Origin of the sequence: Paenibacillus sp. BK033 (assembly GCF_004345425.1) — a bacterium.
Classification (GTDB): Bacteria; Bacillota; Bacilli; order Paenibacillales; family Paenibacillaceae; genus Pristimantibacillus.
On record NZ_SLVP01000009.1, the window covers coordinates 113,283 to 136,817 of the forward strand.

Consider the following 23,535-nt stretch of genomic DNA (forward strand, 5'->3'; position numbering starts at 1 on the left):
GATATAGGAACAGAGAGGAACGTATGATGGCCAAGTTAAAGGATATTGCAGAGCAGGTCGGGGTATCGATCTCGACGGTATCGCGGGTCATGAAGAATGACTCCACGCGTTCCGTCAGCGAAGAGACCCGTAAGAAAATTTGGGAAGTTGCGGAGAAGCTCGGCTACAAGGCGAACCGTGCGGAGAAGCTGGGCAAATCCGATAACAAGCTGATGGTTCATATCGGCTGTGTCGTTGCCATTCCTCAGAACAAATATAATAATCCATACTTCTCCGTTATTCTGGAGGGCATCGAGAAAGCGTTGACGGAGTCCGGTCTACGGCTGGAGTTTGTATACAGCATCGAGAATCAGCAGGATATCCAGCAGCTGCAGTCGCTCGTGAAGGAGCACCGGATCGACGGCATGATTATCGTCGAGCGAATTGATGCGGATGCGTACCAATGGATCAAGCAGAATGTGAAGGCGGTCGTTGGCGTGGATTTGGCGGACAGAACGATTCCGGTCGTCTGTTATGACCGCGAAGCCGCAGCGAAGGAAGCCGTGCAGCATCTCATCCAGCAGGGGCATAAGCAGATCGGCTATATCGGCGGTCCGGAGCTAAGCGATCCTTTCCGTCAGGAGAAGCGGTTCCTCGGCTATCAAAGCGCGATGCGCGAAGCCGGTCTAGAGATGAACGACAATTGGATTATCGACGTGAAGTGGGATGTATCGCTCAGCTATGAGCTGACCAAGCAGGCATTCGAGAAAAAAGGCTATTCGCCAACCGCCGTATTCGCGGCCAGCGATATGATGGCGATTGCGGCGATGCGCGCCGCTTCCGAGCGCGGTCTCCGCATTCCGGAGGATATAGCGGTCGTAGGCGTCGATAATATCGAAATCTCCGAGTTCACCTCGCCGCCGCTTACAACGATTCATGTACCCAAAATCGAGATGGGAATGTACGCGGTGAAGCTGCTGCTCGATTACTTGAATCATCAATATTCGCTGCCGGTGCGCATGACGATTCCGTACCGGATGGTATACCGCCGCTCTTCCGAGTCCCAGCAGCCGGCCGTCAGCAGCGTGCAATCATAGAGAAGAGGCAGTCCCGAGGTCATCTTTAATGGCTTTGGGGGCGCCTTTTTTTTGTTTATGGCTTAGCACGCTGCCAATAGACACGCGTTCCGTCTTGCTGGATGCCGAGTTGCCCAGATGGATGCCAATGGTATAACATTCACGGAACTGCGTTGCACGCAAACGGTATGGCATTCATGGAGCTGAGATGCACGCCAACGGCATAGCCTTCACGGAGCTGCGTTGCACGAATTGCAGGATAATGGTTCGAAATAGTGGGTGCTGGTGAGATATGTTGCACGGAATACAGCATATTGTTCGTAATGAGCCTAGGATTAACCGTTTTTCCCCCGATATCCTGCATTCCGCTCAGTATATTGTTAGAAGACGGCCTCAAATGTACGATTACACTGCATATTGTGCAACAAAGGCTTTCGAAGCTGTGCGGTTACCGGTAAGGAGCTTATCGGTAAGGAGCTTATAAACCGCGCATAGGGCTATCTCATCCCTGAGCCCGGGCCTTGGCGGTACGGGCGTAATCGGACGGCGGCATGCCGGTTGATTTCTTGAAATCGCGCGAGAAATAATGAATGCTGCTGTAGCCAAGCATAGCGGCAATCTCGGTCATGTTGTACTGCTGCTCGCGGATCATCGTTTTGGCTTCCTCGATCTTGAGCTGCTTGAAATAGTCCATCGGGCCAACGCCGGCCTGCGCGTGAAACACTTCCTTGAGCCGGCTTTTCCCCAAGTGAAGCTCCTTGCACAGCCTGTCCAAAGTCAACTGCTCGCCCAGGTGCCCGCGCATGAAGGCGATAATCCGGTCGGCCGTCTTCTGTTCCGCTTTCTCCGTCTGGAAAGAGGCGGGCTTGCGCACGGATTGCCGGTCGGCATCTTCCTGCTGCCGAATCAATTGAATAAGCAGCGTCTCCAAGTAATTGCGCATCGCCTGCTCGCTGGCGAAGGGGGCGTCTTCCCGGGTAACCAGCTCATGGAGATCGGACTTGTCGTATGGCGGCTCAAAGGAATAAAAGCCTTCCTGCATGAGCAGTGACAGCAGGTTCCTTTCTTTTGTCCCCAGCTGAATAATCCGGTTCTCGAAGCACTCCATGCATGGGGAAGCGCACTCGAAAGAGAGCACGAACAGGTTAGGCGGCTTATGCTGGCTGCCAACCTTCACGGTATGAAACTCTCCGGGCTTATGGAAGATGATCATGCCTTGTTCAAGCTGATGCGTTTGCTCATCGGCCCTTACTTCCACGTTCCCCTTGTCCACGTAAAGCAGCTCCCAGAAGTCATGCTGCTCTCCCTCGAATACGTAACCTTTCGCGAACTCAAAGTAATGGAACGAGATCAGCTTGCGTACGGCAAGCATTTCTTTCAGCGTATGGCGAATGAATTCCACCTATTGCCCTCTCCCTTGTTTGTACCTGTTTGCACTAATTATAAATCCTTTTCGCTCTGTGCAAAAGGTCCGGCTGATTTGCTAAAGAAGGGCTTCGCGGGGGCCTATATAATGGCAGTATAAAGAGCTAAAGGAGGCTGCCTAACTTGAAAAAAGGGATTAATATTTGGTCTTTTCCGGCAGGCATGAGTATAGAGGTAAGCATTGCGCTGGCAAAGGATGCGGGCTTTGACGGCATCGAGCTGTCGCTGAACGAGACAGGCCCGCTGAGCCTGGAAAGCACGACGGAAGAGGTACGCGCAATCCGCCAATTTGCGGATAACGCCGGCATCGAGCTGTCGAGCCTGGCAAGCGGCTTGTATTGGGACTACCCGCCAACCAGCGAGAATGAGCAAGTGTCCAGCAAGGCTTACGATATCGCGAGAAAACAGCTCGAGCATGCCGCAGCGCTTGGCGTTGACTCCGTCCTGATCGTGCCTGGCGCGGTAGGCGTTGATTTTATCCCGAATGCTCCCGTGGTTCCTTATGACCGGGCGTACGATAATGCGCTGGCCTTCTTCACGAAGCTGGCGAAGGAAGCGGAAGCGGTGAAGGTATCCGTTGGCATCGAAAACGTATGGAACAAGTTCCTGCTGTCGCCGCTTGAGATGCGCGGATTTATTGACGCGGTTGGCTCCGAGTATGTCGGTTCTTACTTCGATGTGGGCAACGTTGTCTATTCCGGTTATCCGGAGCATTGGATCTCGATCCTGAACAAGCGGATCAAGAAGGTGCATTTCAAGGATTACCGCAGACAAGCGGGCGGACTTCACGGCTTCGTCGACCTTCTTGCGGGCGACGTGGATTATCCGGTAGTGATTCAAGCGCTTAAAGATATCGGCTATAACGATTACGTAACGGCGGAGATGATCCCGCCATACACCCATCATACGAAACAAATCGTGTACAACACTTCGGCGGCAATGGACGCCATCTTGGGGAGGACGGAACGCTAATGCTTAAAATAGGACTGATTGGACTTGGCTTTATGGGCAAGACCCATCTCGAGAACTACCTGCGACTCGAGAGAGAAGGGGCGCCGATCCGCGTCGTGGCGCTTTGCGATGTGGACGAAGCGAAGCTGAACGGCGGCGGCAGCGGCGGCAACATTGATACTTCCTCGGAGAATGCGATCGATTACGGCCGTTTCAATAAATACACGTCTGTGCAAGAGATGCTGGATAGCGAGCAGCTGGATGCGGTCGATATTACGCTGCCTACCTTCCTGCACCGCGATGTCACGACTCAATGCCTGAGCAGCGGCGTTCACGTGCTTTGCGAGAAGCCGATGGCGATGAATGCGGAAGAATGCGACGCTATGATTGCGGCTGCGGAAGCAAGCGGCAAACAGCTGATGATCGGACAATGCCTGCGTTTCTGGCCGGCTTACGTTTATCTTCAGGAGCTCGTTCGCAGCGGCAAGTTCGGCAGCGCTACGAATGCGTACTTCTACCGCGGCGGCGGAACGCCTTCCTGGGGACCGTGGGTGCTCGTGAACGAAAAGGGCGGCGGTGCTTTGCTCGACATGCACGTGCACGACACGGATGTCGTGAACTGGCTGTTCGGAAAGCCGGAAGCGGTATCTTGCTACGGCAGAAACGTGATCGCGGGAAGCGGCTACGATATCGTCTCCACGCATTACCGTTATGCGGATAACAAAATTGTATCCGCTCATGTGGATTGGACGCTAAATGGCGACTTTGGCTTTGAGATGGGCTACAAGGTTAACTTTGAGCACGGCAACGTGCAATTTGACGGCGCCAGCGTCAAAGTAAATCCGAATGACGGACCGGGCTTCACCGCCGAGCTGCCGGCGGATCAAGGCTATTACTATCAACAAAAATATTTCACGGAAGCGCTTGTTCAAGGCTTGCCGCTGGATACGGCTACTCCGGAGAGCACAAAGGCCAGCATCGAGATCGTAACGGCGGAGCGGGAATCGGCGGATCAACGCGGCGCATGGATTTCCGTACGGTAAAGGATCGCCATGCCATGAGCATACAGCATGAGTTTTCATTCGCAGCCGCTGCTGCCGGCTTTACGGACAAGGAATGGCGGGGGCTGCCGCCCGCGAAGGTTGCTTATCAGCAGTGGCTGCATATAGAGCAGCCGCCCGAGACCGAGGTTCGCGGCGTCTACGATGAAGAGGCGCTGCATCTGCAGTTCCGAGTCTACGAGGAATCGCCCGTCATGAAGCATAGGCGGCATGGCGACCCGGTCTATCAGGACAGCTGCGTGGAGTTTTTCGTTCAGCCGCTTCCTGCCCGGGATTCCCGTTATCTCAACTTTGAGCTGAATGCCGCCGGGGTACTGCTCTTGGAGATTGGCGAAAGCGGCGGCCCGAAACGCAAGCGGATTCTGCCCGAAGCCGCAAGCCAGTTCGGCATAAGGACGGCCCTTGGCTTATGGAATCCCGAATGCCACAGTATGTACTGGGAGCTTAACCTGCGCATACCGTTTGCTTTCCTTAACTACTGGTTTCCGGATTTTCGGGCGGAACCGGGTGCCGTTATGAAGGGTAACTTCTATAAGTGCGGCGATCTGACGCCGGCCCCTCATTATTTGAGCTGGTCGCCGGTCCAGTCGGATACCCCTAATTTTCACCGCAGCGACAGCTTTGGAACGCTTGTATTTAAATAAGTACGGCTCAAAAACAGTGGTGCCTTGCACCGCTGTTTTTTTGCGTAAAATACGAAGTATTAAAGTTTTTGTAAAGTTATTCACATAGTTACCCACATATCAACGGGCTATTCAAGCAGGAAAATTAGACTTTCAACAGCCCTCATCCACATATCCACAGCCCGTTTTATCCACATGTGGTTAATATTTAAGGCTCCTAAATTTCTGGTTAACCACGTTAAGAATAAGGAGATTAAGCGAAAAAGCTTCATTGCGAGGCAGCCGTTTTCTATATTTTCCAAGGTATGGTAAGGTAGTCATAGGGAACGGGCTCATTACGGATAGGAGGGAAATGATGAGAAAAAAAGGCATGTGGATTGGTGGGGCTATAGCCTTGCTGCTGCTGGCCGGATGCACGAATTCGGAATCAAACGAACCAACGCCAACACCAACACCAGTGGTTAGTGAACTTGCCGAATCGCCGGTGCCAAGCATAGAAACGCCTGAAGAAGAGCCTGCGGAAACGGATGCGGGGGCGGCTAACGGTCAATTGGAGCTGGGTCGCCTGGAAAACGTGTTTGCGTTCGCGGACGAAACCGGGCAGCAGTTAATCACGATTCCCGCCGAAAATGGGGATGAAATAGACGATCCGGAGCAGTTTGCCGCGGCTATCGGAAATGGCGGGGACCGGATCGAGATCGAGTATGTCCGCCGTCAAGAGGCCAATGATCAGGATACCAATAGACAGTCGATCGATAACTTCAATAATATGGCGGGGTATATCTACAAAATTAAGGATGAAGGGATACTCCTGCCGAATAAGTCGTATCTGCTGGCTAGGGAAGGCGTCGTTAGCCAGGACTCCTTGGTCGATCTAGCCAGCGCCGAAGACGGGCAGTACGAACAGGCGGATGCCGATACGATAATCCGCGTGGAAGAAATTAAAGGCAGAAAGGTAACGTCGAGCAGCATTCTTTCCGAATCGGAACAAGAGAAGATAGCTTTGTTTGTGTTCGAGCGTGAAGGGGACGACATGCTGGCAAGCATCGCTTACATCCATGAAGACAAAGTGCTGTTCAAGGATTTCCCCGCAACGTATAACGAATCCGGTACTTGGCGGGTAGACGGCGGAGATGACCCGGGAAGGTTCGAGGTGCTATTCCTGGCCCGTTCGGATGAAGGGGTGCTGCTTGGAATCGCTTGGGCGGGTGCGGAGGGCGAGAACTTATTTGTCTTGCAGGAAGCCGATGGCGCTCTGCAGGATACGGATCTTAAGGGCGGAAGATACTGGTCGCCTTAATGGATAGAGGGCAGAGGTCGCATTGACCGTCTGCCCTTGTTTTTTACCAGCCGAAGTCAAGCGTTTTGCCCGTTTCCGTGTAGGTCTTAATATTGCTGAGCATCATCCACCAATGCTCTTTCGAATTTGCGAAGGACGGGTGATCCGGCGTCCATTGATCATTGACAAGCGTCAGCCTGGTGCAGCTGCCTACCGTCTCCATGGTGAACGTTACTCTGGATTCCAGCTCGGCATGGTTGTCCCTGTAAGAAGGGCCGGGATGCTCCCGATAGCTGAGCACCTTGCCTGGAACGGCCTCCAGAATAGTGCCGTACACATGGACCGTATTGTCGCCGTCCGCTCCCGGTCCGACGTATTCGAAGGAAGCTCCAGGCTCAAGGGTAGAGTTCAGGACGGTTCCGAAAAAGGTGCTCCGCGTTCCTTCCGGGGTGACAAGCGTCTGCCACACCTGCTCGGGCGAGGCATCAATATAGAATACATAGTTTAGCTCCATCTTTGTTAATATCCTCCTTGGATTCTATTTATCTTTCTTCTAGGCTGCAGGTTCTTCTTGGATGCGTGTGGTAAACTCATTATAGAAGAAGACTTTTTCTAAGTATTGTAAAAACGCGACACGAACAGGAGTGAAGGGATGAGCCATCCACAAACCCGGCCCAGCATGGGCGTTCTCGGATTAAACGCAGCAGGGGACCAGTTCCGGCTGGAGCGGTATTCGGCTTCGGAGGCCTTGTCGCCTTTTATCAAGCATTACTGGATTGTTCAATGGAACCTGGAACAGAATGACTCCTATTGGCAGCATGTTGTACCCAATCCGTGCGCTAATCTGGTGGTTGAGCAGGGCAAAACCTTTTTCTACGGGCCTGGCAAAGAGAAATTTTCTTATCTGCTGAAGGGAAGCGGAATCGTCTTTGGCGTTAAGTTCCGTCCGGGCGGTCTGTATCCGTTTGTGAACAAAGAGCTGTCCGAGTTGACAGAAGGACCTATAGAGGTGGAGACCGTGCTTGGGATACCAGGCTCGGAGCTTGAAGAGCTTGTGCTTGCCCATCGAGATAGTGACCGCGGTATGATTCATGTCGTAGAGCAGCTGCTGGCAGAGAGGCTCCCGCCTTATGATGACCAGATCACGTTAGTCAATCAAATTATCGATTATGCGGCTGGCAACCAGGGTATAACCAAGGTAGAGCAGGTATGCGAGTCCTTTGACATAAACATCCGGCGGCTGCAGCGTTTATTCGCCAAATACGTCGGAGTGAATCCGAAGTCGGTTATCCGGCTGTTCCGGCTGCAAAATGCCGCCGAAGCGATGGATCTGGGTCAAGCCCAGGATTTGGCCGGGTTATCGGTTGAGCTGGGTTACCACGATCAGGCGCATTTCAGCAAAGATTTCAAGGCCGTGGTCGGCCGTTCACCCGAGCAGTATCTGTCGGGCGTTATTAGCTAAGGAAGGAATAAAAGGAGTGTTGGCTATGAAGAGACAAAAGCTGTTGATCGGCGGACAAGAGGTCGAGACCGCCCAATACACGACGCTTTATGCGCCATATTCAAAGGAAGCGATTGCCGAGATTGCGGACGCCGGATTAACGGAAGCGAATCTGGCTATTCAAGCAGCGGTGGTGGCAACGGCGGGTATGCGTAAGATGCCGGCCCACAAGCGCGCCGCTATTCTCGAAAAGCTTGTTCAGCTGCTTGCCGAGCGCCGCGAAGAGGCTGCACGGCTTGTCGCGCTGGAAGCGGCCAAGCCGCTGAAGGCGGCTTATGCCGAAGTCGACCGCACGATTCAGACCTATCAAATAGCCGCTGAAGAAGCGAAACGCATACACGGGGAGACGATTCCCCTGGATGCGGTGCCGGGCGGCGAGGGCCGCTTTGGTTATACCGTTCGCGAGCCTATTGGCGTCGTTGGCGCCATTACGCCGTTTAACTTTCCTCTAAATCTGGTCGCCCACAAGCTTGGGCCGGCGATTGCGTCAGGGAATACCGTCGTGCTGAAGCCTGCGCCGCAGACTCCGCTGTCCGCGTATTTTATCGCGGAGCTGCTTCAAGAAGCAGGCCTGCCGGATGGTGCGCTAAACGTGATTACCGGCGATGGCCGGCTACTGGGCGAGGCTATCGTAAAGGATCCGAGGGTGAGCATGGTTACCTTCACGGGCAGCGCGGCGGTTGGCGCAAGCATTCGCGCAATGGCTGGCATCAAGCGGGTAACGCTGGAGCTTGGTTCGAATTCGGCGGTTATTATCGATAAGGGCGTAAATATCGAAGCTATTGCTGCCCGCGCGGCGGTTGGAGCCTTCTCCTACCAGGGGCAGGTATGCATCTCGCTGCAGCGAGTCTATGTGCTGGCAGAAGTATTCGAGGAATTCGTGGAGCGTTTCACGGCGGAGGTTGAAAAGCTGCAAGTCGGCGACCCGCTTGATCCTTTAACCGATGTATCGGCACTGATCTCGGAGCGGGATGTCACGCGGGTACTGGAATGGATGGAGGAGGCGCGCTCGCTTGGCGCGGAAGTCGCATGCGGCGGCAAGGCGGAAGGCGGCATCCTGCTGCCAACCGTATTGTTGAACGTTCCTGCCCATGCGCAAGTATCATGCAAGGAAGTGTTCGCTCCGGTTGTCATTGTGAACAAAGTGGATACCCTGGAGGAAGCGGTCGAGAAGGTGAATGATTCCGAGTTCGGCCTGCAGGCCGGTCTTTATACGAATGATCTTAAGACCGCGCTTGATCTGTCCGAGCAGCTGCAGGTTGGCGGAGTGATGATTAACGATATCCCGACTTTCCGCGTGGACCACATGCCTTATGGCGGCATTAAGCAAAGCGGCCTCGGGCGCGAAGGCATAAAATACGCCATTGAAGATATGACCGAGCTGAAGCTGGTCGTCTTTAATCGCAATTAGCGGTTCGTTGGCGCTGGCAGGCGTTGTCCTCTTGACTCCGGACGGCGCCTTTTTTGCCAGCTCTGCTCCTGTTGTGTACTGCGAAGATTGCGGATACTCCGAATTTTATAATAAAGAGTCCTCGGCGGGCTCAAACATCTTGGATTTGTTCTTTGGGTAAAGGTTAGCGAGTGAATAGTCGGCAGGCTGTCTTTCATTAGACAGCCTGTTTTTTGCGTTGCAGGAAAATAATGGCTAGCACCGAATTAATGGGAGTAACTAACGGACAGGAGCGTGTATGTGCGTGGGAAAAAGCTTATCTCTCTTATTAGTGGGTGCGAGTCTGATCTGCTGTACTTCTTTTTTGACGGCGGCGGCTATGCCTTTTAAGAACGAGCCTTTATTTTTGATCAAGCAGAATGGAAAATACGGGTATATGGACAGTTCCGGAAAGGTTCGAATTAAACCGCGGTTCGATAGCGCAAATGATTTTTCGGAAGGGCGCGCTAGTGTAATGAAGCAAAACGGGGACGAATCCCAGTACGGATATATTGACGAGCAAGGTAAAATAATCGTTCCTTTGAATTACGATTTTGCCGTGGATTATCAGGAGGGATTGGCCGCGGTTACTACTTATTTGAAGAATGGGATTAGGAGCGTGTTTATCGATAAAAAGGGTAAAACCGTATTCTCCATAGGAAGCAATGTCTCGTTCGGTTTTTCAGAGGGAAGAGCAGCTGTCATAACTAATTTTGCAGGAACAGGAATGGGAGAAACAAAAGTTGGATTTATCGATAATAAAGGGAAGACCATTGTCCAACCGCAGTACGAGTACACCTTTGCTGAGGGATACTCAGACTTCCATGAAGGCATGGCTTCCGTGCTGAAGAATGGCCAGTATGGCTTTATTGATAAGAATGGCGTTATGAAAATAAACTTCAAATATGAAACGGCTTTGCCGTTCCAAGAAAGCCTTGCAGCAGTCGAAGACTCGAATGGCAGCTGGGGCTTTATTGATAAGAATGGGCAGTATATTATTAAGCCGCAGTTTGCAGATGCAAATTCATTTCAGAATGGCTTGGCTCCGGTAATGAAAGAAGTGAATGGGAATTCATTATGGGGCTATATCGACCAAACAGGTAAGCTCGTCATTCCCGCTGAATACACGGATGCGGAACCGTTTGCCGAAGGTCTGGCAGCTGTTGAGGTAGAAGCAGGCGATAGTCGCAAGTGGGGCTTTATCGACAGTCAGGGCACACTTGTCGTTAAGCCGCAATTTGATTATGCGGAGGCTTTTCATAATGGATTAGCTAGCGTCCTTATTAACGATGGCTCTGATGATGCCGCGAATGCCAGTTACCGTTACGGCTATATCAACAAACAAGGTAAATATGTCTGGAAGCCAAGCAATTGATATGCGGATGTAGAGCAGGCGGCCATCAATCCGATGGCTGTTTTTTTGTGTGGGGAAAATCATCATGATTTTCTACAAAACGAGTAAAATATATTGTAAAACGATAAATGATGTGGTACATTCAAAACGATAATAATGAAGTGAGGTGCATGTTTGTGGAACGGGGAACAACGCTCTTTTTGAAGGTAACCGTGTTTCTGATGGGGCTTCCGGTTCTGGCATTGTGTATTTTTGGGCTGCCTGCAATAATGAAAGAGGCTAGGGAAGCTTGGCCGGATAGTTGGGTATATCCGATTATCATCGCGATGTATCTTTCGGCGATACCTTTTTATATGGCTTTGTATCAGGCATTCAAGCTGCTCGGCTATATCGACAAGAACCAGGCATTCTCCGAATTATCCGTGAAGGCGTTGAAAAATATTAAGTACTGCGCGATTGCGATTAGCCTTTTATATGCGGCAGCGGAACCTTTCGTGTATCTCATTGCGGATATGGATGACGCTCCCGGTCTGATCGTTATCGGTTTGGTTGTTATCTTCGCATCCTTGGTCATTGCAGTCTTTGCGGCTGTTCTTCAGAAGCTTCTCAAAAATGCCATCGATATAAAATCAGAAAATGATTTAACGATCTGAGGTGAAATAACATGGCGATCATAATTAATGTTGACGTAATGCTGGCCAAAAGGAAGATGAGCGTGACGGAGCTCTCGGAGCGGGTTGGAATAACGATGGCGAACCTGTCGATTCTAAAGAACGGCAAGGCGAAAGCCATTCGGATTTCAACCTTAAACGCTATCTGCAAGGCGCTGGATTGCCAGCCGGGAGATGTCCTGGAATACAGAATGAGTGAGGATGACGCGGAAGATAAAGAAGAATAGCATACAAGAAATGGAGCTGCCGGCATGGATTGGCGGCTTTTTGTTTTTCTCCAGGGAAGCAGCCAACCAACAGGAGGATTAAACGCCATAAGAATGGAAGAAATAGATAATTACATTTCTATTCTTTTAAGGAGGTAAATCTATTGATTCATGACAACGTCATTCTATCGTATACGGTGGATCTGCAGCTTGATCGGATAGTGATACATACAAGAGACGAGTCGACTTTGAAGGAAGTCGATATTGTATTAAAAGATGTGTGCTGCCATTATTTTGAGCACCAGGTCAAGGGCAGCATCATTCTTGCAATGACCGTATCGAACATCTCCAGTTTTATAGCGGGGAACATTGAAATCCTGAGGAATGGCAAGGATCACGGTTGGCCAACTGTATATGAATCAATAGATGAGCTGGAGAAAAAACTGACGGAGGGCGGATACAAATATTTTAATCTTTATTCCTCTTACGGGATGAGCGGTTGGATTGTAGCCAAGGATTTGGAAGTCGTTAAGAAGGGCGAGGAGGAATAGAAAGCATGAAATTTCGCGCAACGATAGAGCTCAGCAAATAAGCGAAGGACGGATTCAATAAAAAAGAAAAGCCCCGCTATCACCACCAGGGAGGATAACGGGGTACTTGTTCATTAAGCGTTGGAATCGGAAGTTGTCTCACTGTCTGTGCTTGCTTGATCCGTCGGCTTTGCTCCGCCGCCATGGCGGCCGGCATCGCCTTTAAGCGGAAACTCGCCATTTACGATGCTTTGAGCTTGCGCGGCTGTACCTTCTTTCTTCGTAGCGGCTTCATCGGCTGTCAGCTTGCCATCCGTAACGGCTTGATCGATTTGAACGTTAATCGCAGTCTCGAGCGCGCTGACTACCGAGTCCGCGCTAACCCCTTTCGCTGCAGCGATATCCGCAATGGTTTTGCCTGCCTGCAGTTCTGTTTTCAGATCATCCTCCGTCATATTTAAAGCGGTCGCAACGGTGTCCAAGCTTTGCCCGAAACCGCGTCCTCCTCTGCGTCCTTCACGTCCATGAGCAAGTTGGTCGGAGTTGATCAGGTTGTCCAGGTTTGCGGTGAACTGGCTCTTCTCGGCGGTCTGACGCTCTTCAAACGCGGCTGTTAGCGCTGCTTTCAAATCGTCGCTCGACACCCCTTGCGCTGCAGCGATTTCAGCAAGCGTGCTGCCCGCAGCAAGCTTCTCATTAAGCGTATCGCGGTCCAGCTTAAGCAATGTAAGTACGGAATCCGAGACGAAGTTCCCGCCGAAACCGCCGCGGCCATGCTTGCCGCTCATTTGTTTAGTCGTGTTATCCGTTTGAACTTGAGCCGTATTTGAAGAGCTTGCAGTCGACGTTGTGTCTGTTGCCGCAAATGCGCTTAGCGGAACCATGACCGCCAAAGTAGCCGTAATTCCGATTGTCTTTAAGTATTTGTTCATTTCCATTGCCTCCTTAGGGCTTGTAAATTGTCTTACAGGACCCATTATGGACACGGTACCTTAAATGGAACTGAAATGAATTTAAAAGTACTTTTCAGCCTCATTCCGGTAATATAAGGAACAAATATTGCCTTTTCATTGAAAAAGGCTGTCCCCAAGTCATCGAATGACGATGGGACAGCCTTCTTTTTGCGCTAAGGGCAATTAGCGTGATGTAGTTTCGTCAGAGATTTAATGCTTCTCGGTTTTATGCTGTCCGGGCAGCGGCGCCTGGCAAAGCCGGTCGGTAAAGACGGAGCCCCATACGGCGACGCCAACAAGCGTAAGCGTTGCAAGGACGGATAAGAACAACGGTGGTATGAAGCTGTAGAGCAGGAACAAAGCAACGAGTACGATGATTCCAACCGTATACGGTGCCGATACAACACCGGCTGCGATTCGCATAAACAGCATATTGCCAAGCAAATAGAGAGCAGGACCGGCCATAATAACAAGCGCTGTCTTAAGCTCGATATGTCCCGTCGGGTGCGCGAGCACCAATTCGTCCGCTACGGCCGACAGGATGATGCCGGCAACCAGAAGCAGATGCGTATACGTATAAGCCGAACGGGCAATTCTGCCCGGATCCTCGGAATGCGCGATGAAATGATGGCCGGTTTTGGCCGTCATATTGAAATAAATCCACCACATCGCAACCGTGCTGACAAAAGCGGCTGCAAACGACCCCAAGGTAAGCATGTCCCATTCGAGCTCGGCGAAGGTCGCTCCCGTAACCAGAATGGATTCGCCAAGCGCGATAATCATAAACAATCCGCACCGCTCGGCCATATGGGAGCCTTCCACGTCCCAGACGGTGGTAGGGGTTTTGCCAAGCTTAGGCGTCCAGAAGCCCAGAGACGGAGAGAGGTATTCAATGAGCAGCGCGATGCACCACAAAGCGAGACGGTTCTCCTCGTGCGCAATTCCTCCGGCAATCCAGAAAACTCCCGCAAAAGCCAGCCAGCTGAGTATCCGGATAAAATTAATCCGAAGCTCGGTTGAGCCATGCTGCAGAACCCAGATGGTATAAGCGGTTCTTCCCACTTGGAACAGGGTATAGGCGCAGGCAAAATAAATTCCCGTTTTCTCAAAAGCCTCCGGCAGCGACGACGACATAATAAGTCCCACCAGCATGAGAGCAATAAGCATAAACCGGACGCGTCTCGTTTCCGGATTGAGCCAGTTCATGACCCACGCGGAAAAAATCCACACCCACCAGACCGCCATCGTCAGGATACCGAGATGAATGGCTCCTTCCAGAGTGAAATTTTTCAGAAAGGAATGGGATAACTGGGTAACGGCAAAGACAAAGATCAAGTCAAAAAACAATTCGATAAAAGATACTTTCCCGGAATCGATACTGCCCCTGCTTCGGAACAGCATCGAATCTGCTGCCAACCTCTTCATTCGTTCTCTCCTTCGCCTTGTATTTCCATAGTTTTCGTCGATTGTATCACGGGAGGCTTGAAATGTCTTGATACAATGACGAAGAACATGGGTAATTTTATCCGGAGTGGGCAACACTACCGCATGGACAGGAGGGAATGCCAATGATAGCGAAAGAGCTGTACAAAACAAGCGTAAAAGCGGTTGGAGGCCGTAACGGCCGTCTTGAATCGGAGGATGGTATGCTGGCCATCAACGTGATTCATCCGAAAGAGCTGGGCGGTCCGGGAGGCGCAACCAATCCGGAGCAGCTGTTTGCGGGCGGTTATGCCGCATGCTTCGAGAGCGCGCTGAATCTGGTGTGCCGGGAAAGAAAAATCAAACCGGACAGCACATCCGTGACGGCGCGGGTAACGCTTGGCAAGGATGCAGAGGATCATTTCGAGCTTGCGGTCGTACTCGACATTACTTTGGCTGGCGTGGAAAGCCGTCAAGCTCGGGAGCTTGCCGAAGCGGCGCATAATGTGTGCCCGTATTCCAGAGCAACCCGCGGCAACATCAACGTTCAATTAAACGTAGTTTAACCTTGCCTTGTTGACGAAAAGCCCATCCGAATCAAATGATCGGATGGGCTTTTTCCAGATTCCTCATAGGTCAGAAGTAAGTATGTGAAAACGATTGTTTTCAGAGCCGATAAGCACGGCCGTATGATAGAAGAGATCAAGTCGAAGAGGGGGAGTTATTTAATCATTTTCCGAATCTGGATAAGTTCATTGATATAAAAATCAACCTGCTGCTGGATGTTTTCGGTTTGTCTGAATTGATCCACTTCGGCCCGCGATTCGGCAAGGTTCTGCTCTTCCAGCTGCCGAAGGGCGATGCCTGCCGCGATCGCGGCTACGCCGTCTCCGATGGTTGCGATAATGGCACCGATATAGCCAAGCCGGGCGGCGATGAGATCCAAGGAGTCACCAAGCTGATTGCCATTACCGCTGCCTTTGCTGCTTCCGTTGTTTCCGCTTTGACCGTTGTTGTTATTGTTTTTGTTGTTGCTGTTGTTATTGTTATTGTTATTGTTCCCCATGAATTGTACTCACCTCGCCCAAGCGTTTCATCCCTTCCCCGATATTAGCCTATGCAGGAGGGGAGGGCGGGGTATGGGCGGCTTTCGGACGAAAAGAAAAGCGCTGACCAACGGTTCAACGTCTTTTGCTTACATAATAGAAAAGCGCTGAACCAACGGTTCAACGCTTTTTCCGCTATGCAGCTTATTTTGCCGCTTGCAATGCTTCTTCCAGACGGTCCCAAGTTTCCGAAATGCCTTGCAGCATCCCCATGTCCATAACCGTCTTCAGGGCGTCGCCCGATGCATACACCGCGCGGTTGATCAGTTTGGTTGTGCCGTCTCCCAGATCAACAAACTCTAGTACGATATCGGTAGCAGGCAATTCTTCATTGATATGGCCTTCCGCATCGGAGAAGTAATCCGTGTAGCTGAAGCTGTTAGGCTCGTCGATTTCTTTGTATACGCCTTTGCCCCAGGATTCCATACCGTAAAAGTCGCCTTGGCTTTGATCCATGCACTTCATGCAATAATGCCATACGCCGCCCGGACGGAAATCGATTGTGCATACAGGCACTTCCCAGCCGCGTGGCCCCCACCAGCGCTTCAGATGCTCCGGCTCCTTGAACATCTTGAACACCAGCTCGCGCGGCGCAGTGAATACGCGCTCCAGCACCAGTACATTGTCATTCTCTACTCTTGATACGATTGCGTTTGTCATTTTAAATCCTCCTCAATATGGTTTTTGGGACTTGGTAACTGTTCTTTGCTTTGCAGTTCACGCAGGTAGTTCTCCAGGTTGTCGTAACGCTCTTCCCAGATCCGGCGGAAGGAGTTCACCCATGAATCGAGCGAGTGGAAGGGCTCTGGCCGAAGCTTGTAAAACCTGCGGTTTGCTTCCGCCTTCACTTCTACAATGCCGTGTTCGCTAAGCACTTTCAGATGCTTCGAAGCTTGAGGCTGCCTGATCCCCAGCTTGTCGGCGATTTCTCCTACTGTCAGGGGACCGTCACGCAGCAGCTCGACAATAAGCTTTCGATTTGGTTCAGCTAATGCGCTTAACGTCGTCATATCCAAGCCCGGATAATGTCCTGACATGCCTTTCACCTCTTTATGCGTCAGTCTCTCCGGCTGTTGATCTAAATATACATCATAAGGAATATTCCTGTAAAGGAATATTTAAAAGTTTTTTCGAAATAGGTCTTGCAACATAATTCGGGATGGCCTCGTCAACATGATCGAGAGGGAGGGTATGCTTTGAAAAAGCTGCTGTTTGCTGTCTTGTTGTTCGTAACGATGAACTTAGCTGCTTGCCAGGACAAAGAAGTAACGGAGGTGCCGGCAGAGCCCGACCTGATTCTTCATCTCAGCAAATCGGAAGGAAAGGACTATACGCTTTATAAGAAAATCGAAGATAAAGAAACGGTTACGATGGTGATGGATCTTTTATCCCAAACTGATTGGGAAAACGCGGAGGTTTCCATGTCCCGGCAGCCGGATTACAAAATTCGTACCATTAATAAGGACCCAACGGTAAGTTATGAACAAGCTACCTACGCGATCTGGCTTTCTCCGAAGAAAGATCGCTTGGAAGCAGTAATTGAAGGGCAATCCAAATACGGTAAAATGACAAGGGAGAATACAGTAAAACTGCTGCCTATTTTGGAATCTCCCTGACACCTAATGGACCGCCGTATTCCTAAATACCCTATACCGAATGGAATAAACAAACCACCGTACCCATGCACAGCAGCTGATTCCCCCGAATCGGCTGCTTTTTTATGTTCAACCTCTGATATTTGATGAAAAATATCGGATTTTTAAATAGGAATCCGGATCTTGTTAGCAGTATGATCTTTGTGCACTCAAATTTTGGTAAGGACTGCCATGCGTACCGGAGCCCGAAGGGAGGGGGGGGAGTAACGTCAGATGATGAGCAAGGGCCGGCAATCCGATTGCTGGCATCGGCTTAACGGTAGTTTTGAAAGCGATTGCAATACTTGCTTCGTATTGTAAGGCATCTCAAGAACCTACTGACGAATGAAAATAGGGAAGCGGGGATATCCATTATATGCGAATAAAAAGAAGACCGTTGTACATGTCATTGCTAGCTTTTGTCCTGCTCTGCGCAACGTTGCTGCCGGGCGTACAGTTTGGCGCAAAGCCCGCCCATGCAAGCGTGTCAGAGCCCGTGGTGCGGAAATTCGATTTCGGTACAGCCTCAAGCCCGGTAATGGCCGGGTATAGGAGAGTTCACGAGTCGCTGCTGTATACGGCGGAGACCGGGTACGGCCTGAACGTGGCGGTGGCATCCCGCAATCGTTCGGGCGGCGATGAGCTGACGAATGATTTTGTGCTTGGCTTGTCGTATTCGTTCCTTGTTGATCTGCCTAACGGCGATTATAACGTCACCGCATATTCGGGCGATATTACCGGGAGCGGAACGACCAAGACGAACTTTGTTCTTGAAGGCGTGACGGCGGGATCGATCAGCGGCAAAGCGGTCGTGAACTCGGCTACATACAAGACGACGGTAAGCGACGGACAATTGACGGTAGACGTTACGGGCTCCGGCGCGGGCGGTTATTTGAACGGCCTTGTTATAGAGGAAGCGGTAGAAGCCGCTCCCGCTGCTCCGGCTTCCGTTGCGGTGACCGGACTGACCTCCTCAAGCGTAACGCTCGCCTGGAGCGGCGTTGACGGAGCGGCGAGCTATTCCGTATACCGCGCAAGCAGCGGTGACGCAGCGCCAACGTTAATCGGGCACACGCAGGCTGCCGAAACGACGTACTCGGATACCTCGGTTGCGGTTGGCGGCAGCTACACGTATTACGTATCCGCCATAAGCGCCGGCGGCCTGGAATCCCGGCGGAGCGCGCCGGTGACCGTTAGCGAAATTCCGGCTCCGCAGCCTCCTGCCGCGCCGGCGGGTGTTTCGGTAGACGAAGTCAATGCCAATGCGGTGAAGCTGAGCTGGAACGTAACGGAAGGGGCGGCCAGCTACAGGATCATGCGTTCCGAAGCGGCGGAGGGGTCTTTTGCGGAGATTGGCCAATCGACGAATCCGTCATATACAGACAACACGGCGGATACGTCGAAGCGTTATTATTATCAGGTTATTGCGGTGAATGAGGCGGGCGAATCTTCCGCATCCGGCACCGTATCGAGCCCGGCATACGTACCGCCGGCCGAGCTGCCGGAGGGCGGGGTTCAACGGTTTGATTTTGGCCCTGGTCCCATTGCCGAAGGTTATACCGGAGTTATGGCAACGACCAAATACTCGTCATCGCTGAAATACGGCTTTGCCGATCCGGCAAAGGTAACGTCCGTCGACCGGGGCACAAGCGATGCGGTGAAATCCGATTTTGCCGTGCCGCAGGATACCTCCTTTATCGTGGATCTTCCGAACGGGGATTACACGGTGTCGCTTGTGGCGGGGGATGAGCAAGGAGCAACGGACATTGCGATCAAGGCGGAAAATATGCAGAAGGTGCAGCAGACGGCGAAGACCGCCGGCCAATACCTGGAGATGGAATTCCCGATTGCGCTCGTTGACGGGCAATTGAATTTCGAATTTACGGGTACGGCGCCAAAGATCAATGCCATCGTTATTGCCAAGCAGGCTGACCGCCAGCCGGGGGAGATTCCGACCGTCTATATCGCGGGCGACTCGACCGTTCAGACCTATGATCCTTATTGGGAGCCGCAAGCCGGCTGGGGACAAATGCTGCCTCGCTTCTTCAATAACGACGTCGCGATCGTGAACAAAGCCATTGGAGGACGCAGCACCAAAAACTTTATAACGGAAGGCCGTCTCGACGAGATTTTGCGCGCGATAAAGCCAGGCGATTCCTTCCTCGTTCAGTTCGGTCATAACGATGCGACGATCAGCATTCCCGAACGGTACGCCTCTCCGGCCGATTATAAAAACTTCCTGGAGAACTATTATATCGAAGGCGCGATTCAGCGGGGGGCAACGCCGATTCTCGTAACGCCGATGGGCCGCCGCGACTTTAATGCCGAAACCGGCAAGTTTAACGTCAGCTTCCCGGAATACGTGCAGGCGATGAAGGAAGCCGCAGCGGACAAACACGTTGCTATGGTCGATCTCAGCGCATTAAGCATTGCTTATTACAATTCGATTGGATTCGAAGCCACAACGTCGGTGTTCCTGTACGCCGATCCGGGCATCTATCAGGCCTTCCCGAACGGCTCGGCGGATAATACGCACTTCCAGGAGTACGGCGCGATTCAGCTTGCCCGCCTTCTGGCAGGAGGCATTAAGGAGCTGGATCTTCCGCTTGCAAATTCGGTGAAAGAAATTGAGCTTCCGGCAGATGTACCGGCCAAGATAAGCGGGTTGATCGCGGGCAGCGTGAGCAATGCGGGGGCCGTACTCAAATGGAATGCGAACGAAACGGCGGATATATACAAGATATACCGCAAGCTGGCTTCCGAACCGGAATCGGCTTACAAAATGGTAGGAACGGCTACCGTTCCAAGCTTTACGATGGGTGGCATGGCGGAAGGGCTGAGTTACACGGTCCGCGTAACGGCCGTCAACGGCCGCGGCGAATCCACGCCTTCCGATGAAGTGACCCTTACAACGAAGTCGGCAAAATACCGGTACGATTTTGGCCCGGTTGGGGCTCCGGTTGCGGAGGGTTATACCGAAGTGACGCGCAGCGTCTTGTATACGCCGGAGCGGGGATACGGCCTGACCGACAGCACCGGAATGATCGACCGCGACCGCGGCTCGGCAACGGATGCTTTGCGCCGCGACTTTGTCGCTTACTTCGGCAATTCGTACGAGTTCAAGGTGGATCTTCCAAGCGGTTATTACTCCGTGAAGACCTATACCGGCGATTGGATCGGCTCCACGAAAACGAACGTCGCCATTGAGGGCAAAGATTATGGGACCGTCTCGTCCGGCAAGGAAAATATCGCGGAGAAGGTCTACAACAACATCGCGGTAAAAGACGGTCAGATGAATCTCGTATTCAGCGGCCAGACGGCGCATTTGAACGGCCTTGAAATAACGCCGATTCTGCTTGCGCCAACGGGACTTAAGCTGGATGAGCTGCAGCTTTCAACCGATCCCGTGGAGGCCCAGCTGTCCTGGACGCCAGCGGAAAGCGCGGCAGCCTACCGCGTATACCGCAAATCGGCGGACGCGGCTAATGCGGAGCTTCTCGGCGAGTTAACGTCTGCATCCTTCCGCGATACGACAGGCGACGTGGGTCAGCAATACGCGTACACGGTTACGGCGGTAGACAGCGCAGGCTTGGAGTCCGTTGCATCGAACGAGCTGACGATCTCCACCATTGATCCAAGCGTTCCGCTTGCTCCCGTACCGCACGATCTGGCTGTCGCGACTATCAGCAAGAACAGCGTAAGCATGACTTGGACCGGTTCAACGGAGGCGCGTGCCTACAACGTTTACCGGGCGACAAAAGAAAGCGGTACGTTCCAGCTGCTCGGCAAAACAAAAGAGCCTTCTTACACCGATTCTACCGTATTAACAACGGTTCCATATTACTACAAGGTAGCGGCGGTGAATGCGGGCGGTATTTCCGCCATGTCGGATGTACTGGCAACGGAAGCGGTAACGACGCTTTACCGCAATATGGAATATTTGGACCGCGCGCCGGTAGCGGTTAAGCAAGCAGGAGGTATCTATATCGGCTGGCGTATGCTGGGCCTTGACCCGGATACGATCGCTTTTAACGTTTACCGCGACGGAGTAAGGCTGAATAAGACTCCTATAACAGGCAGCACGAATTACTTCGATCCAGCAGGCACGGAACAATCGCAATACCGCATCACGTTAATCATTAACGGCGTTGAAAGACCCGCAACAAAAAGCTTTAACGTATGGAAGCAGCAGTACCTGTCTATTCCGCTGCAAAAACCGGCCGATGCTTATACGAAGGACGGCCAGCCGTATACGTATAGCGCGGGCGACGCCAGCGTTGGCGACCTGGACGGCGACGGGCAGTATGAAATCGTGATGCTGTGGTCGCCTTCGAATGCGAAGGACAACTCGCAGGCAGGTTATACCGGTATCGTGTACATGGATGCTTACGAAATGGACGGAACCCGTCTGTGGCGCATGAATCTTGGACCAAATATTCGGGCCGGGGCGCATTACTCGCCATTTACGGTCTATGATCTGGACGGGGACGGCAAAGCGGAGGTTGTGCTCAAAACCGCCGACGGCACCATTGACGGTCAAGGCAAAGCGATCGGCGACGCGTCCAAGGACAATCGCAACAGCTCGGGTTACGTGCTGCTGGGCGATGAATTCCTGACCGTATTTAACGGTCAGACCGGCGGAGCCGTATCCACCGTCAGCTATGATCCGCCGCGCGGTGACGTTGGCGCATGGGGCGATACGTACGGGAACCGCGTTGACCGCTTCTTGGCTTCCGTCGCTTATCTGGACGGCGAGCATCCAAGCGTGATTTTCAGCCGCGGCTACTACACCCGCACCGTCATTGTTGCGTATGACTTCAAGGACGGCAAGCTGGAGAAGCGCTGGAGTTTCGACACGAACGACGAAGGCAACGGCGGTTACGTGGGCCAAGGCAACCATAACATGTCGGTTGGCGACGTGGATCAGGACGGCAAGGACGAGATCCTGTTCGGCGCGCTCGCTATCGACGATAACGGCGAAGCGCTGTACAGTACGGGCCTTGGTCATGGCGACGCGATGCATTTCGGCGATCTCGATCCAACCCGCCCGGGGCTTGAAGTATTTGGCGTACACGAGCATACGGATGCGGAATACGGCCTCGAAATGCATGATGCGGCAACCGGCGAGATCGTCTGGGGCGTGCATACCGGCATCGATACGGGCCGCGGCTTGACCGCGGATCTGGATCCGAACTATCCGGGCGAGGAAATGTGGTCCTCGACGATTACGAACGAACAGCAGATTCAAATTACGGGATTGTTCAGCGCAAAAGGCGAGCGGATCAGCGCAAGCATTCCTTCGTCAACAAACAACGCCATTTGGTGGGATGCCGATCCGCTCAGAGAACTGCTTGATCATAAGTGGGATACAACGCTTAAAGCGGGGATCGGCAAAATCGACAAGTGGAATTTCGAGACGCAAGCCACCGAAAATCTGCTGACGGCGGAAGGCGCCTTGTCCAACAACTCGACAAAAGGCAACCCTTCGCTTCAGGCCGATTTGTTTGGCGATTGGCGGGAAGAGGTAATGTGGCGTTCCGCGGACAGCTCGGAGCTGCGCATCTATACAACTACGGATGTAACGGATTACCGTATCCGGACGCTGATGCAGGATCCGGTCTACCGCCTGGGCGTTGCGTGGCAGAACAGCGGCTACAACCAGCCGCCTCATACAAGCTTCTTCCTTGGAGCGGGCATGGAAATGCCTTCGGCTCCGCGCATCCAATACGCAGCTCCGCAGCCGGAAGAGAAAGCGATGGGCGTGCCCGGCAAGCCGGTGCTCGCAAGCGATAACGGCTACGATACCGGATTGCTGGACGGCAGCTACAAGATTACGATGAATATGTGGTACGGCTATAACGGTACGATTTACAAGCTGTACGAGAACGGCGTGCTAGTCGATGCGAAGCAGCTGACGGACAACTCGCCAACGGCTCAAATGGCTGCAACCGCGATCAACGGCAAACCGAACGGCACGTACACGTATACATGCGAGCTGATCAATTCTTTCGGCACAGCGTCCTGCTCGCCGCTTACCGTAACGGTCAAGGACGCATCGCCCGGCAAGCCGGTGCTGTCGAATGACAACTGGGATAACAATGGCGACTATAAAGTGACGATGAATATGTGGTGGGGTACCAACGCAACCACCTACAAGCTGTATGAGAATGGCGCACTAATCGATACCCAAACGCTGACGGCTCAAACACCAAACGCGCAGACTGCGGCTACGACGATCACGGGCCGCGCCAAGGGGACTTATGAATACCGCGTGGAATTGATTAACGATACAGGTTCAACGGAAAGCTCCGTGATGAAGGTAACGGTAAAATAAC

Annotated in this window: 21 protein-coding genes and 1 pseudogene; 15 read left to right on the plus strand and 7 right to left on the minus strand. The window is 52.4% G+C overall.

The genetic code is table 11. The features are described from left to right. Positions 1-26: 26 nt before the first annotated feature. Complete coding sequence (locus tag EV294_RS24485) at positions 27-1,076, plus strand: LacI family DNA-binding transcriptional regulator (protein ID WP_243711785.1); 1,050 nt, start codon at positions 27-29, stop codon at positions 1,074-1,076. A gap of 481 nt (positions 1,077-1,557) precedes the next feature. Here EV294_RS24485 and EV294_RS24490 read toward each other — a convergent pair whose 3' ends face one another. Continuing rightward, entirely contained in the window at positions 1,558-2,457 is a 900-nt protein-coding gene (locus EV294_RS24490; RefSeq protein WP_132311659.1) for a helix-turn-helix domain-containing protein, read from the minus strand. Positions 2,458-2,603: 146 nt separating this feature from the next. Between EV294_RS24490 and EV294_RS24495 the strand changes: the two genes are divergently transcribed. From EV294_RS24495 to EV294_RS24510, 4 genes are all read left to right on the plus strand, one after another. Then, the gene (locus tag EV294_RS24495; protein ID WP_132311661.1) at positions 2,604-3,452 is read left to right on the plus strand and encodes a sugar phosphate isomerase/epimerase family protein; all 849 of its coding nucleotides are present in this window, start codon (positions 2,604-2,606) and stop codon (positions 3,450-3,452) included. After that, entirely contained in the window at positions 3,452-4,474 is a 1,023-nt protein-coding gene (locus tag EV294_RS24500; protein WP_132311663.1) for a Gfo/Idh/MocA family protein, read from the plus strand. The genes EV294_RS24495 and EV294_RS24500 overlap by 1 nt, the downstream gene beginning before the upstream one ends. 14 nt (positions 4,475-4,488) lie before the next feature. Next, a complete protein-coding gene (locus EV294_RS24505) occupies positions 4,489-5,136 on the plus strand; it encodes a carbohydrate-binding family 9-like protein (protein WP_165930798.1) in 648 nt (215 codons plus the stop codon). Positions 5,137-5,467: 331 nt separating this feature from the next. After that, positions 5,468-6,415 carry a hypothetical protein gene (locus EV294_RS24510; RefSeq protein ID WP_207918189.1) on the plus strand — a complete coding sequence of 316 codons (948 nt, stop codon included), beginning with the start codon at positions 5,468-5,470 and terminating at the stop codon, positions 6,413-6,415. A 43-nt stretch (positions 6,416-6,458) separates the two neighbouring features. Here the strand turns inward: EV294_RS24510 and EV294_RS24515 are convergent, their stop codons facing one another. After that, positions 6,459-6,908 carry an SRPBCC family protein gene (locus tag EV294_RS24515; RefSeq protein ID WP_132311669.1) on the minus strand — a complete coding sequence of 150 codons (450 nt, stop codon included), beginning with the start codon at positions 6,906-6,908 and terminating at the stop codon, positions 6,459-6,461. Between the two features lie 138 nt (positions 6,909-7,046). Between EV294_RS24515 and EV294_RS24520 the strand changes: the two genes are divergently transcribed. The 7 genes and pseudogenes from EV294_RS24520 to EV294_RS24550 all read left to right on the plus strand — a co-directional run bounded on the left by EV294_RS24520 (position 7,047) and on the right by EV294_RS24550 (position 12,106). Next, complete coding sequence (locus tag EV294_RS24520; protein WP_132311671.1) at positions 7,047-7,856, plus strand: AraC family transcriptional regulator; 810 nt, start codon at positions 7,047-7,049, stop codon at positions 7,854-7,856. 25 nt (positions 7,857-7,881) lie between these two features. Further along, positions 7,882-9,306, plus strand: coding sequence for an aldehyde dehydrogenase family protein (locus EV294_RS24525; protein ID WP_132311673.1), 1,425 nt, complete (start codon positions 7,882-7,884; stop codon positions 9,304-9,306). 70 nt (positions 9,307-9,376) lie between these two features. Next, positions 9,377-9,466, plus strand: a pseudogene (locus tag EV294_RS24530) (zinc ribbon domain-containing protein); the annotation flags it as partial. Positions 9,467-9,589: 123 nt separating this feature from the next. Then, positions 9,590-10,699: a WG repeat-containing protein gene (locus EV294_RS24535; protein ID WP_165930799.1), complete on the plus strand. Its 1,110-nt coding sequence runs from the start codon at positions 9,590-9,592 to the stop codon at positions 10,697-10,699. A gap of 155 nt (positions 10,700-10,854) precedes the next feature. Further along, positions 10,855-11,331 carry a DUF2975 domain-containing protein gene (locus tag EV294_RS24540; protein WP_132311677.1) on the plus strand — a complete coding sequence of 159 codons (477 nt, stop codon included), beginning with the start codon at positions 10,855-10,857 and terminating at the stop codon, positions 11,329-11,331. An 11-nt stretch (positions 11,332-11,342) separates the two neighbouring features. Next, a complete protein-coding gene (locus tag EV294_RS24545) occupies positions 11,343-11,576 on the plus strand; it encodes a helix-turn-helix domain-containing protein (RefSeq protein WP_132311679.1) in 234 nt (77 codons plus the stop codon). Positions 11,577-11,719: 143 nt separating this feature from the next. Further along, the gene (locus EV294_RS24550) at positions 11,720-12,106 is read left to right on the plus strand and encodes a hypothetical protein (protein WP_132311681.1); all 387 of its coding nucleotides are present in this window, start codon (positions 11,720-11,722) and stop codon (positions 12,104-12,106) included. 113 nt (positions 12,107-12,219) lie between these two features. On the opposite strand, the gene EV294_RS24555 is transcribed toward EV294_RS24550, so the two are convergent. Both EV294_RS24555 and EV294_RS24560 read right to left on the minus strand, forming a co-directional pair. Next, on the minus strand, positions 12,220-13,017 hold the full coding sequence (locus EV294_RS24555; protein ID WP_132311683.1) for a hypothetical protein: 798 nt from the start codon (positions 13,015-13,017) through the stop codon (positions 12,220-12,222). Positions 13,018-13,248: 231 nt separating this feature from the next. After that, positions 13,249-14,463: a low temperature requirement protein A gene (locus EV294_RS24560; RefSeq protein ID WP_132311685.1), complete on the minus strand. Its 1,215-nt coding sequence runs from the start codon at positions 14,461-14,463 to the stop codon at positions 13,249-13,251. Positions 14,464-14,606: 143 nt separating this feature from the next. Between EV294_RS24560 and EV294_RS24565 the strand changes: the two genes are divergently transcribed. After that, the gene (locus tag EV294_RS24565) at positions 14,607-15,026 is read left to right on the plus strand and encodes an organic hydroperoxide resistance protein (protein ID WP_132311687.1); all 420 of its coding nucleotides are present in this window, start codon (positions 14,607-14,609) and stop codon (positions 15,024-15,026) included. A gap of 155 nt (positions 15,027-15,181) precedes the next feature. On the opposite strand, the gene EV294_RS24570 is transcribed toward EV294_RS24565, so the two are convergent. From EV294_RS24570 to EV294_RS24580, 3 genes are all read right to left on the minus strand, one after another. Next, positions 15,182-15,526: a translation initiation factor 2 gene (locus tag EV294_RS24570; RefSeq protein WP_243711786.1), complete on the minus strand. Its 345-nt coding sequence runs from the start codon at positions 15,524-15,526 to the stop codon at positions 15,182-15,184. 184 nt (positions 15,527-15,710) lie between these two features. After that, entirely contained in the window at positions 15,711-16,226 is a 516-nt protein-coding gene (locus tag EV294_RS24575; RefSeq protein ID WP_132311689.1) for an SRPBCC domain-containing protein, read from the minus strand. Continuing rightward, positions 16,223-16,603, minus strand: a complete 381-nt coding sequence (locus EV294_RS24580; protein ID WP_132311691.1) for an ArsR/SmtB family transcription factor — start codon at positions 16,601-16,603, stop codon at positions 16,223-16,225. The genes EV294_RS24575 and EV294_RS24580 overlap by 4 nt, the downstream gene beginning before the upstream one ends. 159 nt (positions 16,604-16,762) lie before the next feature. On the opposite strand from EV294_RS24580, the gene EV294_RS24585 reads away from it, so the two are divergent. Together EV294_RS24585 and EV294_RS30940 are read left to right on the plus strand one after the other, a co-directional pair. Beyond that, the gene (locus tag EV294_RS24585; RefSeq protein ID WP_132311693.1) at positions 16,763-17,182 is read left to right on the plus strand and encodes a YhfM domain-containing protein; all 420 of its coding nucleotides are present in this window, start codon (positions 16,763-16,765) and stop codon (positions 17,180-17,182) included. A gap of 421 nt (positions 17,183-17,603) precedes the next feature. Continuing rightward, entirely contained in the window at positions 17,604-23,534 is a 5,931-nt protein-coding gene (locus tag EV294_RS30940; protein ID WP_279513605.1) for a rhamnogalacturonan lyase family protein, read from the plus strand. The last annotated feature ends 1 nt before the right edge of the window (position 23,535 follow it).